The sequence below is a fragment of the Chryseobacterium sp. FH2 genome (genome assembly GCF_001045455.1).
Classification (GTDB): domain Bacteria; phylum Bacteroidota; class Bacteroidia; order Flavobacteriales; family Weeksellaceae; genus Chryseobacterium.
This window is the reverse complement of the sequence record NZ_LFNE01000015.1, coordinates 1-15322: the sequence shown is the minus strand read 5'-3', so window position 1 is coordinate 15322 and position 15322 is coordinate 1. Positions and strand designations below refer to the sequence as shown.

General features: G+C 32.0%; 9 protein-coding genes, 1 pseudogene and 1 CRISPR repeat array. Of the genes and pseudogenes, 5 read left to right on the top strand and 5 right to left on the bottom strand.

Annotation, left to right across the window (positions count from 1 at the left end; all coding sequences use genetic code 11):
- The first annotated feature begins 15 nt into the window (after positions 1 to 15).
- The 5 genes from ACM39_RS17755 (at position 16) to cas2 (ending at position 8636) form a co-directional block, all read left to right on the top strand.
- Positions 16 to 1266 (top strand): hypothetical protein, encoded by a 1251-nt coding sequence (locus ACM39_RS17755; RefSeq protein WP_048512391.1) that lies wholly within the window; start codon positions 16 to 18, stop codon positions 1264 to 1266.
- Positions 1267 to 1749: 483 nt separating this feature from the next.
- Complete coding sequence (locus tag ACM39_RS17750; RefSeq protein ID WP_048512390.1) at positions 1750 to 1941, top strand: cold-shock protein; 192 nt, start codon at positions 1750 to 1752, stop codon at positions 1939 to 1941.
- 402 nt (positions 1942 to 2343) lie between these two features.
- Positions 2344 to 7353 (top strand): type II CRISPR RNA-guided endonuclease Cas9, encoded by a 5010-nt coding sequence (gene cas9 / locus ACM39_RS17745; protein WP_048512389.1) that lies wholly within the window; start codon positions 2344 to 2346, stop codon positions 7351 to 7353.
- Positions 7354 to 7357: 4 nt separating this feature from the next.
- Complete coding sequence (gene cas1 / locus ACM39_RS17740; RefSeq protein WP_048512388.1) at positions 7358 to 8251, top strand: type II CRISPR-associated endonuclease Cas1; 894 nt, start codon at positions 7358 to 7360, stop codon at positions 8249 to 8251.
- A gap of 46 nt (positions 8252 to 8297) precedes the next feature.
- On the top strand, positions 8298 to 8636 hold the full coding sequence (gene cas2 / locus ACM39_RS17735) for a CRISPR-associated endonuclease Cas2 (protein WP_048512387.1): 339 nt from the start codon (positions 8298 to 8300) through the stop codon (positions 8634 to 8636).
- A gap of 57 nt (positions 8637 to 8693) precedes the next feature.
- A CRISPR array of direct repeats spans positions 8694 to 9677; the repeat unit is 47 nt; unit sequence GTTGTATAATATCTCAAAGATACTTAAAATTGAAAGCAATTCACAAC.
- 666 nt (positions 9678 to 10343) lie between these two features.
- Here the strand turns inward: cas2 and ACM39_RS17725 are convergent.
- The 5 genes and pseudogenes from ACM39_RS17725 to ACM39_RS19310 form a co-directional block, all read right to left on the bottom strand.
- Positions 10344 to 11282, bottom strand: coding sequence for a hypothetical protein (locus ACM39_RS17725; RefSeq protein WP_048512385.1), 939 nt, complete (start codon positions 11280 to 11282; stop codon positions 10344 to 10346).
- A gap of 11 nt (positions 11283 to 11293) precedes the next feature.
- The gene (locus ACM39_RS17720) at positions 11294 to 12211 is read right to left on the bottom strand and encodes a hypothetical protein (RefSeq protein ID WP_131701488.1); all 918 of its coding nucleotides are present in this window, start codon (positions 12209 to 12211) and stop codon (positions 11294 to 11296) included.
- A 177-nt stretch (positions 12212 to 12388) separates the two neighbouring features.
- Complete coding sequence (locus ACM39_RS17715) at positions 12389 to 12610, bottom strand: hypothetical protein (protein WP_131701487.1); 222 nt, start codon at positions 12608 to 12610, stop codon at positions 12389 to 12391.
- A 119-nt stretch (positions 12611 to 12729) separates the two neighbouring features.
- The gene (locus ACM39_RS17710; protein ID WP_131701486.1) at positions 12730 to 13686 is read right to left on the bottom strand and encodes a hypothetical protein; all 957 of its coding nucleotides are present in this window, start codon (positions 13684 to 13686) and stop codon (positions 12730 to 12732) included.
- A gap of 2 nt (positions 13687 to 13688) precedes the next feature.
- A pseudogene (locus ACM39_RS19310) lies at positions 13689 to 15322 on the bottom strand (hypothetical protein); the annotation flags it as partial.

Sequence of the window (15322 nt, the reverse complement as noted above, 5' to 3'; positions counted from 1 at the left end):
CAAACAAATATATACATGACAAGAAAACTATTTCCTGCCTTATTATTGGCAGGCTCTTTTACTTTTGCTCAGGTTGGGGTAAATACTGACCTTCCTAGGGCTACCTTTGAAGTGGTAGGAAACCCTATGGATACTTCAAAATTTGATGGGATTATCGCACCGAAAATTACCGGAGATCAATTAAATGCTAAGACCTACACAGCTTTCCAAACCGGAGCTTTGGTTTATGTAACTGCTTTGGGCACCTTAAGTGGGCAAACTGCTGATGTAAATGAAATAGGATATTATTATTTTAATGGAGATTTGAATAAGTGGGTGAAAATCAATTCCGGAAATTCTACGGAACCTTGGAAAATTCAGGGAACGAATGATCCTGCTACACAGAATACAGAGAACATTTATCAGGAAGGAAAAGTAGCTATTGGAACAAATCCGACAATGTTGGCAAGTGCAAAACAATTAGAGGTCATGGGCGATTTCAAAACTCAATATGAAAGCGGAGGAAATTATTACGGTATTGACACTAATTTTAATGCTGGAGCCCCTTTTAATATTATGTATGTAGCGAACAATACGGATCTTGCCTCTGCAACAGAAAGCTCTGTTCTATCTCTGTCTCAGGGAATGGCGAATTTCCAAACTACAGGAGCCAACGGAAGCGGGAGTATTGCTGCTTTTACCAATACAAATGGTGGATCTTTCGGAATGGTTGCCAATAACCAGGATCAAACCGTGAGTTCTTCAATTTTTGGGAGTGCCAATTCTGCAAATACCAGTGAATTGGCTTTAGGCCATTTTAAAACAAGTGGAGAAGCTTCTACAGTAACTATCGAAAAATCGAAAGGAGTACAGTTTTCTTTCGTTAATTCATCCAACGCTCTTGAAGGTACATATGTTTTCCCTAGAAATAATGGCTCAGCCAATCAGGTTTTAGTGACTAATGGTCAGGGAGGTACCGCTACCTTATCATGGAAAGACGCTTCTTCAATTAATCAAAAAATCAGAACATTAAATACAGGAACTGTAACTGCGGATGATTATACAATTCTTGTTACCGGGAATGTATCACTTCCTGTGGCTGCTGCAACCAATCAAGGAAAGATTTATAACTTAGTAAATGATACGGCCGGGAATGTCACTATTAACGGGACTTTCAGAATTAATGGCGGTAATTTTACAACTTATAATTTGAATAATAGTGATTGGGGGAGAGCGATTGTAGTACAAAGTACCGGCTCAGCTTGGGTTGTGATTTCACGATATTAAGTTTTGGTTTAAAGCAGATATACAAAAAGTCATTTTTGCAGGGGATGACTTTTTGTTAATAAATCTTACCAATAAAATAATACAAGGGTGTCAAATTTTTACAGATAAAGACCAATTTAAATATTAAACTCGATGAAAGTATGTTGCGTTTTGATAAAAAAAACAAATAAAAAATCAAAAAATGCTTGTTTTCAATAAATTATATGTATATTTGTAAAATAATAAGGCTCCTGCCGACGCTTCTTCTGAAACTTTTGAGTTTTTACTCTTTCTTCTCAGTCTTCGCTTTTTCAGCCGCTAATTTTTGTGCTCAATATCAGATGCAGTACTTTAACCTGAATATTTTCAAGGCTCTAAAAAATACCAACATCATTTCTTGCGCTCAAAAAGGTTTATTAATGTTTTGATAAATAATATATCAATGCAGTAATGGCAACCGCCTAATAAAAGTTTATAAATACAATAATTTTTTAATACATTACAATGCAACAAGGAACAGTAAAATTCTTTAACGATGCCAAAGGATTTGGTTTTATTACACCTTCAAATGGTGGTCAAGATGTTTTCGTACATACTTCAGGTTTAGTAGATAATATCCGCGAAAACGATGTGGTAACATTCGATTTACAAAACGGTACAAAAGGCGTTAACGCTGTTAACGTACGCGTAGCATAATTTAAAGGAAGGTTAAAACTTTCCTTTATTTAAAAACGGCAGATAACATTAATGTTATCTGCCGTTTTTTTGCTTCAATAATGTGAAAATTAAAAGCTTTAAAGGTAGTATGATATTTAAAATTTTTGCAATATGCTCCTTGTAGTAACTATGTGATATTTGCTTGGTAATGAAGGGTTTGGTATACTGTTGTAAAATATTAAACAAAAATAATATTGAATTTAAAATAAATGCCCCGAAGATAGTCGAGGCTCTAAATGTTTTCACAACGGAATAATCCTTATTGTGAATTGCTTTCGGATACAAATGTAGAAATTAATTATTTAATCAGTTTACGGATTTCCGTATTTATATGAATTTTTTTCTGTTTAATTTTAGGAATTTCAAATAAACTATTTAGCTATGGCGAAAAATATACTTGGATTAGACTTGGGAACCAATTCGATTGGGTGGGCGTTGATAGAAATAGACCACGAAAATAAAATTGTGAAAATAAAAGGGCTAGGCTCACGAATTCTAACAATGGATGCTGCTGAAATTGCAAAATTTGAAAGTGGTGCCAAAATAGAAAGTGGAGCAGCTAAAAGAACCACACTACGTTCTCCAAGAAAACTCAATGAAAGATATTTATTGAGAAGAGATAGACTTCATTGTGTCTTAAATTTATTGAATTCTCTCCCGCAACACTATAAACTCTCCATTGAATTTGAAAATGAAAAAGGTAAACGTAGCGGAAAGTTTAAAAAAGGTGCTGAAGAGAAATTAGCGTATTATAAAGATGATAACAGAAAGTTTCAATTCCTTTTTAAAGATGCTTATTATCAGATGGAAAATGATTTTAAGAAAAAATATCCTGAAATGTTTTATCAAAGAAAAAATGGCAACGAAACTAAAATTCCTTATGATTGGACGTTATATTATTTAAGGCACAAAGCAGTAACAGATAAAGATTTTGAACTTACCAAAGAGCAATTGGCTTGGATTACTTTAAGCTTTAACCAAAAAAGAGGTTATGAAAAAGTAATTGGACAGGATGAAAAAATGCAAAAAGAAGGAGAATTAACTGATAATTTTGTTGGAAAGGTACAAAGTATTACAAAGATTGAGAATGAAGAAGCTTACCTAATTGTTTTAGTTGATAACAATAATGAAGCGATTGAACTTTTTAAATATAAAGAAGAAACGAAAATTCCGATTACAGAAATCGGAGACTTAAAAGAGGTTGAAATTGTCTCCAAATATGATGACGAAGGCACAATTGATTCAAAGAAAACAGAATACATTATTAATGAAGTTCGCGAATTTCTAATAACGGATGTTAGAAACACTGGACGAAAAATAAAAGAAAATTTCATTTTTGAAGTAGAACTGGAAACAGGCTGGATAAAAGAGCAACAGAGTAAATTTACTCCAAAATGGAAGGACACTAATCGAGATTTCATCATTAAAACTAAATATGATGAAAACGGAATTAGAATACCAAAAGGTGCAGATAAGGGTAGAAATATTAATATTCCAAAAGAAGAGGATTGGACTTTAATGAAATTAAAAACAGAGACTTCTTTAACTTCTTTCAATACAAAAAATAATACAAAAGGAGTTGCTTCTTTTGTATATTATAATCTTCTACAAAATCCAAAACAAAAGATAAAAGCTGATTTAATAACTGTAATAGAAAGAGATTATTATCGTGAGGAGTTGGATGTAATCTATAAAAACCAAGAAAAATTTCATCCCGAATTAAAAAATAGAGATTTGTATGAGCAGGCAATTCAGCTTTTATATCCTAACAATCCTAACCATCAAAAGACAATCAAAGAATTAGATTTTAATCATTTGATAAAAGAAGATATTCTTTTGTATCAGAGGGATTTGAAATCAAAAAAATCCTTGATAGCTAATTGTATTTACGAAAAGGAAAACTTTGAGCGGACAGACGAAAAAACGGGTAAAAAATATAAAAATCCATTAAAAGCTATTCATAAAGCTAATCCGCTTTATCAGGAATTCAGGTTATGGCAATTTATTAAAAGGCTGAAAATAATTAAGAAAGAGGAGGTTATTAATGAAGAAATTAAAATTAATCTTGATATTACTTCTCAATTATTGACTAACGAATTAAAAGAAGAATTATATGCCTTTTTGAATGAGAGAGAAAGTGTTACAGAAAAAGACATTCTCGGATTTCTAAATAAAAAGTACAAGGATTTAGATATAAATACTGAAAATTACAAATGGAATTTCGCATCTGAAAAAGAACCTTGCAATCCAACGAGATACAATTTTATTTTAAGAACAAAACGAATTAAAGGTTTCGATTACAGAACGTTTTTAACGCCTGAAAACGAATACAGCCTTTGGCATTTCTTTTATTCTGTAAAGAAAAAAGATGAATTTACTAAAGGCTTAACTAATATCATCAGTCGATTATTAGACAAATCGGGCTTGTCAAAAGAGTTTCACGAAGATTTGGTAAAGAATTTTAGCTCTTTCGGAGGGTATACTAATGATTACGGTACCTATTCCGAAAAGGCAATCAAGAAAATGTTGCCATTTTTAAGACTTGGAAAATATTGGAATTCAAAAGATATTGAGAACATTCTTTCAAAAACAAATCACGAAGTAAAGCAAAAAGTTCTAGATAAAGAAGAAATCAATGGAGAGATAAAAGACTTTCAAGGTCTCTGGGTTTCGAGTGCGTGTTATCTGGTTTATGGTCGCTATTCTGAAGTTGGAGAGGTGCAGTTTTGGCAATCGCCCTACGATATTGAAAATTACTTAAAAAATGAATTCAAACAACATTCATTGAATAACCCAACAGTTGAAAAGATATTGGTTGAAACCTTGCACGTTGTTAAAGATATTTGGAAATATTACGGTGAGGAAATAGGAAAAGATGAAGAAGAGAAAATTATTTATAATAAGCTATTCGATAGAATTCATATAGAATTAGGTCGGGAGATGAAAAAAAATAATAAACAAAAAGAAAGGGACGATAAACAAAACAAAGAAAATAGAAAAGCTAATGAACGAATTGTGGAACTTTTGCGTGAGTTAAAACAAAACAATTCTTCATTACAAGAAAAATCGCCATTTCAACAAGAAAAACTTAGAATATTAGAAGAAAGTCTTCTGTCGTCTATCGAATATGATAAAGACAATACCGAATATCAGCTTTCCAATGGAAAAATAACTAAAAAGGAAATCAAAGAAATAACTACAAAAGAGCTTTCTAAAGTCAGCAGAAGTGATTTTGAACGATATAAACTTTGGTTGGACCAACGGTATCAATCCCCTTATTCAGGGAGATTCATTAAATTGTCTGACTTATTTGACCGAAAAAAATATGAGATTGAACATATTTTTCCACAGGAACGTATCACACTAAATGCGCTTTACAATAAAGTAATATGTGAAACGGAAATCAATAAAGAAAAAAAAGCTTCTACAGGTTATGGATTTATATCTAATGCAAAATCTAAAAAAGTTTTTTGTTCTGCACACGATTCAGAGATTGAAATAATTGGAATAAAAGATTACGAAGATTTGGTCAATAATAATTTCTCAGGTAGAAAAAGAGAAATATTATTAAGTAAGGAAATACCGGAAGAATTTACAAATAGCCAATTAAACAACAGTCAATATATCTCTAAAATGGCGATGAAACTGTTGAGCAATATTGTTCGTGAAAAAGGTGAAGATACATTCCGTTCAAAAAATGTTTTGGCTACAAACGGAACAATTACTACAACCTTAAAAAGACATTGGCAACTGAATGATGCTTGGAATGAAATTATTTCTCCGAGATTTAAACGATTGAATAAATTAACTAATACTAATTTATTCGGAGATTACAGAGAAATTAATGGACATAAAGTCTTTATCAATACTGTTCCCGAGGAAACGAATAAAAATTTCGATTCTAAAAGAATAGACCATCGTCATCACGCTTTGGATGCATTAATAATTGCTTTGACTACGGAAAATCACGTTAACTACCTAAACAATATTTCATCACAAGAAAGTAGCGAAGAGAAATTAAATACAAGAAAAGGAATTAAATTTCAATTGACGAATTCAAGAAGAGGTTTTAATGATGAAAAAGAATGGTATTTCCTGCCACCTGCACAGATAAAAACAAAAGATGGTATTGATGAATTTGAATATCAGTTTAAAGATATTAAAAGCAAAGTATTCAAAGATATTGCTCAAAATGCGCTAGAAAACACAATAGCAAGTTTCAAACAAAAGAATCGTGTTATTCGTCAGCGTTGGAATAAATATTTGAAATCTGAAGATGGAAAACTTAATATTATCAAGCAAGATGGTTTAAAAGAAGTTGTAAATTATAATGTAAGGAAGAGGCTCCACGAAGATACATTTTACGGTAAAGTCAAGTTACAAGATAAGATTACTACAATTGGTTTGGAAAAAGCATTAATTGAAAAATATGATTTGGTCGATGATGAATTGATAAAAGAGATAGAAGGTTTAAAAAATATTGATGGTAAATCTCTAAAAGAAATCATAGGATTATTGAAGAGTAAACATCCCAAGGTTTCTGTTTATGAGAAGTTTGTGGCAACAAGATTTGGGAATAATTTAGAAACTTTTGCTTCTGTGCCGTCAGATAAAATTATTAAAGCCATTCATTCAATTACAGATACAGGAATACAGAAGATTTTAGAAAACCATCTTAATAATTACAAAGAAGTTGTTGATGGTAAAACAAAATTTGATGTTGAAAATGCATTCTCTTCCGATGGTGTTAAAGAATTAAACAAAAACATTGTAGAGTTAAATAATGGTAAGGTTCATTGTCCTATTTATAAAGTAAGAACAAGTGATGCAATGGGAACAAAGTTTTCTGTATCGGAAGAAGGACAAAAAAGTACAAAATTTGTTGTCACAGCCGCTGGAAGTAACTCTTTTTGTGGTTTTTACCAGAAAAATACAGAACGGAAATTTTATATCCCTACTTTACGAGAATCTGTTGAAAGTTTAAAACAAGGATTTGAGCCTTGTCCCGCAACACATCCTGAAGATTCAGAGTTCAAATTGATTTTTGTTCTTAACCCAAGTGATTTAGTTTATGTTCCGACAGATGAAGAAAAAGAAAACCCTAAGTTAATTGATTTTAATAATTTAAAGAAAGAGCAATTTAGCAGAATCTATAAATTTACAGATGGGAGTGGAACAACTATGAATTTTGTACCTGCAAATATTGCAAGTTTGCTTTTCAATATGTCAAATAAGGAGCAAGAAAAAACTGAAATTAAATTATCTATTCAAAATGAGCTAGGTCTGGGTAGTCCACAGTCTAAAAATCAAAACACAGTTGATGGGATTCAAGTAAAATCAGTTTGTTTGAAGTTGAAAGTGAATAGGTTAGGAAATATCTCAAAAGCATAAGCATATGATAACCCGCTCCATCTACATCGGCAATCCCGCCTATCTCAAGCTCAAAGACGAGCAGATGTACATTATGGAACCTTCTTCCAACGAGATGAAAGGCAAAGTTCCGGTGGAAGATTTGGGATTGCTGATGCTGGACCATTTTCAGATTACTATTTCGCATCAGCTCATTCAGAAAATGATGGGGAAGAATGTGGTGGTCGTTAGTTGCGATACACATCATTTGCCACACGGAATTATGCTGCCGCTTCACGGTCACACCGAACATTCCGACCGGATAAAAGACCAATTAGAAGCCAGCGAACCTCTCAAAAAACAACTCTGGAAACAAACCATCGAATGTAAAATTGAAAACCAAAAAGAGGTTTTGAGAAGATTGGGCAACTATTACGAACCAATGATTGACTATCAAAATAACGTCAAAAGTGGTGATATTACCAATATGGAAGGCATCGCAGCGCAACATTACTGGAAGTATCTCATTAGTTTGGATTTTCTCAGACAGCGTTTTGGAGATTCGCCTAATCAATTTTTCAACTTTGGATATTCAGTACTCAGAAGTATTGTTGCAAGGGCGATTGTAGAAACGGGTTTGTTGCCTGTTCTGGGAATTTTCCATAAAAATAAGTACAATCCTTACTGTCTTGCCGATGATTTGATGGAACCTTACCGCCCATTCGTCGATTTGTTGGTAATGGATTGGCTGACCAAAAATCCTGAATCCGAAGAACTGACTAAAGAATTTAAAGCCCACATCCTGCAAATAGCAACTAAAGATGTGATGATAGATGATAAGACAAGACCATTGTTGGTAGCGGTAAAAACGACTGCAACTTCGCTTTATAAATGTTATACAGGAGAGAAGCGACTCATCTCATATCCTGAATTGAAATGAATGATTGGTCATTGTACTTTTTACAGCGTACATAATATAATAAAAAATGAATGCCGAAAGGTTAAACGCTTATCGAATTATGTGGGTTTTAGTATTATACGACTTACCGACAGAAACCAAAGCCAATATGAAAGATGCCAATCGCTTTCGTAAGGCTCTGCTGGATGATGGCTTTACCTTGTTTCAGTTTTCGATGTACGTTCGCCATTGCCCTAGTCGTGAAAATGCCGAGGTACATATCAAAAGAGTGAAATTTATGCTTCCAAAAGCAGGTAAAGTGGCGATAATGTGCATTACCGATAAACAATTCGGCGATATTGAGATTTTCTTTGCCAGGAACAAAGAAGAACCACCACCGACCTTCCAACAGCTTGAATTATTCTAAATTTTAAATCCTAAATAAATACAAAATCCACTGAATTTCAGTGGATTAATTTTTGAGGTTGTATAATATCTCAAAGATACTTAAAATTGAAAGCAATTCACAACAGGCAGAGGATGAGGAGGATACTGATGAGGGTTGTATAATATCTCAAAGATACTTAAAATTGAAAGCAATTCACAACTATGGCATCCGATGCAAAAGTAATCACTTTGTTGTATAATATCTCAAAGATACTTAAAATTGAAAGCAATTCACAACCAGAATTACATTTTCAATCATCAAAGTTTGTTGTATAATATCTCAAAGATACTTAAAATTGAAAGCAATTCACAACAGATTACATGAGGCAGTTACCATCCCGGTAGTTGTATAATATCTCAAAGATACTTAAAATTGAAAGCAATTCACAACTTTGGATTGTACTACTTAAATTAATAATTAGTTGTATAATATCTCAAAGATACTTAAAATTGAAAGCAATTCACAACTAATCCCCCTCTTTATCATTATACTGATAGGTTGTATAATATCTCAAAGATACTTAAAATTGAAAGCAATTCACAACTTAAAAGCGGGGTTTCCCCCGCCCTGGTTGGTTGTATAATATCTCAAAGATACTTAAAATTGAAAGCAATTCACAACTAGTGTTCTTTAAGCCACTTTTGAAAATCGGTTGTATAATATCTTTTTTTTAATATCTCAAAGATACTTAAAATTGAAAGCAATTCACAACTAATTTTGTCCGTATAATTATTCCGTAAGAGTTGTGTAATATCTCAAAGATACTTAAAATTGAAAGCAATTCACAACTAAATTCCGCATTCCCTGTTTTCTCGTCAAGTTGTATAATATCTCAAAGATACTTAAAATTGAAAGCAATTCACAACAGGGTTTCGCCAATCTGATTAAAATGATTAGTTGTGTAATATCTCAAAGATACTTAAAAATGAAAGCAATTCACAACTTACACCAATTTGCCATGATTACAAGAATTGTTGTGTTATATCTCAAAGATACTTAAAAATGAAAGCAATTCACAACGATGTGAATGTTTTATCCTTATATTTTTCTTTTACAAATGCTATTACATCTTCATAGCTGAAATCCCAACCTTTATTGTGGACTATGTTTTTGATGAGTTTGCCGCTTTCCTCAAATTGGTATTTTTCGTCTAAAGCAATTTGAGTAGCCTTAGATAATAGTCCTTTATCTTGAATATATCCGTTTTTCCCGCATATATATAAAATTTTTATACGTTCTATTCTTAGTAAATACTCTTTAGTTCCTTCAATTTCAATTACTTTCAATCATCTCATTTTCTGTTTATTTCCTGTATTTATAAACATTTCTTATTTCCCCTTTTTACAATATCTGGATTTTTCGTAATTTTCATTCCGTTCTTATAATCCTCAAATTCAAAGTTTCAAATTTATTATTAATGCCGGGTCTTTTCATTTTTTTAGTTTTTAGCCGTTGTTTTGTTTGTTTTTTCAAAACGTTTTCGTTGCTGGGCATTGCAGTAACTTGCTAAACTTATTATAAAGGCAAAAAAGAATAAAGTTTTTCATACAGCTGTAAATTGATTACCCAAACAGATTATCCCAAAATCCTTTTTTCTTTCTAGATGTTTTATCATCGCCTTTTTCCCAGTCTTCTGCAAGGAAAGGACTTTTGTCTCCTTGGTTCTCTGCTGTTGGTTCTTGGCTTTTAGGCGTATAAGGTCTCCCTGTTCTTTTGCAGTAGGCTTCGTATTCTTTTTCTTCGTAGGCTTGCCATTCTGATTTTGTGTAATTTTTGCCTTTGAGTTTTATAAACTGCAGTAAAATCTTCTATTATTGGTTCTGGCACATTGTCCCCCGGCTCTTCTTTTACCCAATATTTTTTTCTTGTTAACATTTTTCCAGTGTCACCATCTAAAACTATTTCGAAATATTGATTAAAAGAATCTCCTCTCCATGTTATTCTCCATAGTTTTCTACCTGCTTTTTGTGTAGAATCTTTTTCTGACGATTGGGGATAAATTAAAGGAGACCATCGGTTAATTGAATTTCCACTATGATTTGCATTTCCTAATAACATTGGGATTTTCTGTTCTTCCATAAATTTTTCTACATCTTCCCAAGAAAAACCAAATAGCTTATCATTATCTATGGTATGTGTCAGTTTTCCATTTTCATCAAAATAATACCAAGTTCCTTTATAGACATTACCTTTGACGATTTTTAACCCCTTTTCTTTGATATTGCCATTAGGATAAAAAGTTTTTTGTATCATGAAAGGGGAATTATTGTAATATATAATTTCCAAAGGATCATATTCTCCGGGTTTTATTATAAATTTTTTATTTTCCCCCATTATCTCAAAAAAACTTCTATAGATAGACCTGTTCTCATCTAATTTTCCTTCATAGTAATATCCCTTTTCTTTTGCCTCAGAATCCTGCAAAGCAGCAGCTTGTGAAGGTATCTTTAAGGTTTCTTCTCTTGTTCTTTTGAAATCAAATGTTTCAAAATTGGAATTTATATTAGGTATATAGTACATTTCTTTAGATTTTCTGATTAGTGTATCTGACTTTTTATTAGGCTCTTGCCCTTTACAACCAAATGCTATAAATGACAAAAATATGATGAACATTGTTTTTTTCATAATAATTCTATTTACCCAAACAAATTATCCCAAAATCCTTTTTTCCTGGGTGTTTTATCATCGCCTTTTTCCCAGTCTTCTGCAAGGAAAGGACTTTTGTCTCCTTGGTTCTCTGCTGTTGGTTCTTGGCTTTTAGGCGTATAAGGTCTCCCTGTTCTTTTGCAGTAAGCTTCGTATTCTTTTTCTTCGTAGGCTTGCCATTCTGCTTGGGTGTAGGCTTTGCCTTCGTGGGTTTTGTAGATTTGTGCAGATTCTATTAGTTTTGGAAATTTTTCTTCAAAATTGGGTATAATTTCTTTATAATCTAATAAACGTTTATCTGTAGTTTTAATTTGTTCTCCTGTATCGCCATCTAAATAGTAGTATTTGCCTTTTTGATAAGAATAACTTATAGTTTCTCCTTTTTCATATTTATATCCAGGAGGCGGAGGACCATCTTGAGGTTCACCAATTTTTACAAAAATTTTCCAAAGTTTTTTAGTTGATTTATCGGAATAGTAATATTGAACCTCAAACTTATCTCTGCCTTCTCCGGTATTGAGATTAATATCTTTTTTACTGTCCAGAAATTTTAAGACTTCGTTATAGCTGAATTTTCCGAACTTCTTATCCTCATCTACTTCTTTTATTAATTTTCCTTTTTCGTCAAAATAGTACCAATGTCCAATTTCAATTCTTCCAAACGAACCCAAGCGTACATCACCAAAATATTTTCCCTTTTCCTTGATTGTGTTAGGTTGATTAGGTTGTTCATAAAATTCTTTATATGACCAGTAAAAATAAGGAAACGGAGGAATCTCATAAATATCCGTCCAAGATGCCATTACTTCTCTACCTCTACCAAATACATAAATATCCGATGAACGGTTAGGGTCTTTATATTTTCCATTTTCTATTTCAAATTTTCCGTAATCAAATGTTTCAAACATAATCTTATCTTTTTTTAATTCTTCTGTTATTATACCTGTTCTGCAATTTTGCAAAAGGCTAAATATTATTATTACTAAAAATCTATTCCACATAACTTTAATTTATATTGGGGTTTACAATTTTCCATTGCCAATACCAACTACTTATTCTGCTGATTGTTGTATGAGGTTGTATCGTTACCTTATCAATCTAAAATATCTGTAAAAAAAAGAAAAATAACTTGGCAGAGGAGGAACTACGTAGTAGCTGTAATAATCAACTCCCTCATCAGGGTTAAAAACTCCTCCATTTTTTAGCTTATAAAAGCCATTTGCACCATAACTATTATAAGAATCTTCTGCATATTCGTATCCCACATAATCTGTCTTATCTAACTCAAAATTAAATTTTTCAAACATAATAGAATCTTTTATAGGGTTAGTATTGGTCGCATAGCTCTTTTGTCTTTGGACTGTGCAACTCCAATACCCAATTATTATAAAAGCAATTATTATAAAATGTTTCATAGTAATTCTATTTACCCAAACAGATTATCCCAAAATCCTTTTTTCCTGGGTGTTTTATCATCGCCTTTTTCCCAGTCTTCTGCAAGGAAAGGACTTTTGTCTCCTTGGTTCTCTGCTGTTGGTTCTTGGCTTTTAGGCGTATAAGGTCTCCCTGTTCTTTTGCAGTAGGCTTCATATTCCTCTTCTTCATAGGCTTGCCATTCTGATTGGGTATAGTCTTTGCCTTCGTGGGTTTTATACACTGCTGTTGATTCTATTAACCAAGGGAATTGTTGCTCAAAGTCTGGTATTATTTCTCTATAATTTAATAATTGTTTTTCTTTAATTGTCTCACCTGTGTTTCCATCTAAAGCATACCATTTACCTTTTTGCTCTACACGATAGCCTTCTCCTGGTATTTGATATGCTTCACCTATACTAATTACAATATACCATAATTTTTTTGTTGATTTATCAGAATAATAATACTTCACTTCTATCTTATCTCTTCCTTCTCCTGTATTAAGATTAATATATTTTTGTGTTTCTAAAAATTTTAATACCTCATTGTAGCTGAATTTTCCAAACTTTTTATCTTCATCTACTTGCTGTAATAATTTTCCTTTTTCATCAAAATAGTACCAATTTCCTATTTTATTAGAAAATCGATAAAATTTACAATCTCCAAAATATTTTCCTTTACTTTTAATATTCCCATTACTATAAAACTCTTTATATGTTGTAAAAAATGAGTTCGGTGGTAAAATTGAAATATCTTCCGGTTTCATAATAGTCACTATTCCTTTGTCTCTAAATATATATTGGTCAGAATATTCATCTTTTCTGAATTTGTTATTTTCATTTTCAAATTTTTCAAAATCAAAAGTTTCAAACATAGCATTTAATTTATAATATTGTTTTTGTTTTGTTTGTGCATTACAACTATTAAATAGTAGTATGGCGATAATATTTATTAAAAGTGTTTTCATATTTAGGTAATATTTGAGTTTACTTTTTTCCACTGCCAATACCAAGTTGAAACTCTATCTAATTTTGTACTTGGCAGACCGGTAACTTTATCAATTGTTAAATGTGAATAATCCATTACATTATCAGTTTTTAGAGCTTTATAGATATAATCAGTACCATAAAAAGAATGTGGAAGTCCTAAGCCGTGGAGACATTCGTGGCCAATAGTTGAATCGTCGTGATTGCCAAACATAATTCCAAAATCCGTGTTTCTGTTAGAATAACCTAATGTACTTGCTTCTGAATATCCTCCATCAGGAAGATTAGTTTTCACATAATCATTCAAATTATCTAAAAAAAATAATTTAAAATGATTGGTAAATTGATTAGGATACTTCCTTTCAAGTTCAGCTTTTAAATAATTTTGTAGATTTATAGTATTACCATCTTCATTTACAAGATTTTTTCCTGTAACTCCAAATTCTGTGTTAAAATCAATAGAATTATAATTGTCCGCAGATTTTCGCACATCTAAAACAATATCCTCTAACGAACCTTTTGAATTCGTTACTTTTTCTACAATATTTGGAACAATCAATGCTTGTTTTACATTTCTATTAAATTCCCTTATTCCAGAATATCTTCCATTTCCAGCACTTGTACGTACTCTTACAATTACTATATTTTTTTGTAATTGTTTTGTTGGTGCGATAATCCTAAGAACCCCAGCAGATTGTCTGCTTTTCTCATTACCTTTTTCATCCAGCATAATGGATACGACATTAATATCTTTATCTGCATTAAAAGTTGCATTACAAGTTAGTGTTATTTCAATTTTCTTTTTTAAATCTCCTTTTGGAATTGTATGTTTATCAACACGAATGATGGGATGAGAATTATTTGCAATTGCCCCATCTACTTCAAAAATAACCTGGTCTGGTTTTATTTCTTTGCCATCTATTTTCTGAAATTCTAAATATAATTCAAGTTCTGCTTCTCCTTTTTCTATAAATTTTCTAGAGTTTGACGGGTCCGGAGTTCTTGGAAACAAAGTAATAAAAGGTCTATAATATCTTTTTCTTACTGGATTTCCAGAAGAATCGTTTTCTAAGGAATACAGATAATTACCATATAAATTTTTTAAAGTTTCTAATTTATTGTATGCTGAAAAAGCGGTTGGCTGTGGGTCTAATTGGAAAAATGTTGTCCACAAATTGACATTATTATTCCTGGTTGTTGTGGGCTCGGAAATTGCTTTTGTGTAATATTGACCAATTAACGTATCGTACTTTGTATCTCCATCAAGACCAGTGTCCCCAATTCTAAACCAATCGAAGCCAAATTCGCCTTTCCAATTACTTTTGGGTCTAAACTGTACGATGCAGGTAGCATCAAGTAAAATATCTGTCGGAGTAAATGTCTCTGCAATATTGGTGTGATTAGTCCCTTCCTGTCCTTTTGCATTTACTGTCCCTTTGGAATTTACTGTTACAATTTCTTCTGAGTGCATCAAAAGTTTTTGAGTTCCTGCTACATTGGTTTCCTTCGCTTCAATCTTGATTTCCCCTTCTCCGTTTATCAAAGTTTTGGGACTTTGGAGATGGTAGTTATCGGAAACAAAATATTTCAGAATGGGTGTGTTCATCATCATTTGCA

Excerpts from the sequence above, each read along its gene's own strand:
- ACM39_RS17715 (WP_131701487.1), bottom strand. The coding sequence starts at position 12,610 with ATGTTTGAAAAATTTAATTTTGAGTTAGATAAGACAGATTATGTGGGA.
- ACM39_RS17725 (WP_048512385.1), bottom strand. The coding sequence starts at position 11,282 with ATGAAAAAAACAATGTTCATCATATTTTTGTCATTTATAGCATTTGGT.
- cas2 (WP_048512387.1), top strand. The coding sequence starts at position 8,298 with ATGAATGCCGAAAGGTTAAACGCTTATCGAATTATGTGGGTTTTAGTA.
- ACM39_RS17710 (WP_131701486.1), bottom strand. The coding sequence starts at position 13,686 with ATGAAAACACTTTTAATAAATATTATCGCCATACTACTATTTAATAGT.
- cas9 (WP_048512389.1), top strand. The coding sequence starts at position 2,344 with ATGGCGAAAAATATACTTGGATTAGACTTGGGAACCAATTCGATTGGG.
- cas1 (WP_048512388.1), top strand. The coding sequence starts at position 7,358 with ATGATAACCCGCTCCATCTACATCGGCAATCCCGCCTATCTCAAGCTC.
- ACM39_RS17755 (WP_048512391.1), top strand. The coding sequence starts at position 16 with ATGACAAGAAAACTATTTCCTGCCTTATTATTGGCAGGCTCTTTTACT.
- ACM39_RS17720 (WP_131701488.1), bottom strand. The coding sequence starts at position 12,211 with ATGTTTGAAACATTTGATTACGGAAAATTTGAAATAGAAAATGGAAAA.
- ACM39_RS17750 (WP_048512390.1), top strand. The coding sequence starts at position 1,750 with ATGCAACAAGGAACAGTAAAATTCTTTAACGATGCCAAAGGATTTGGT.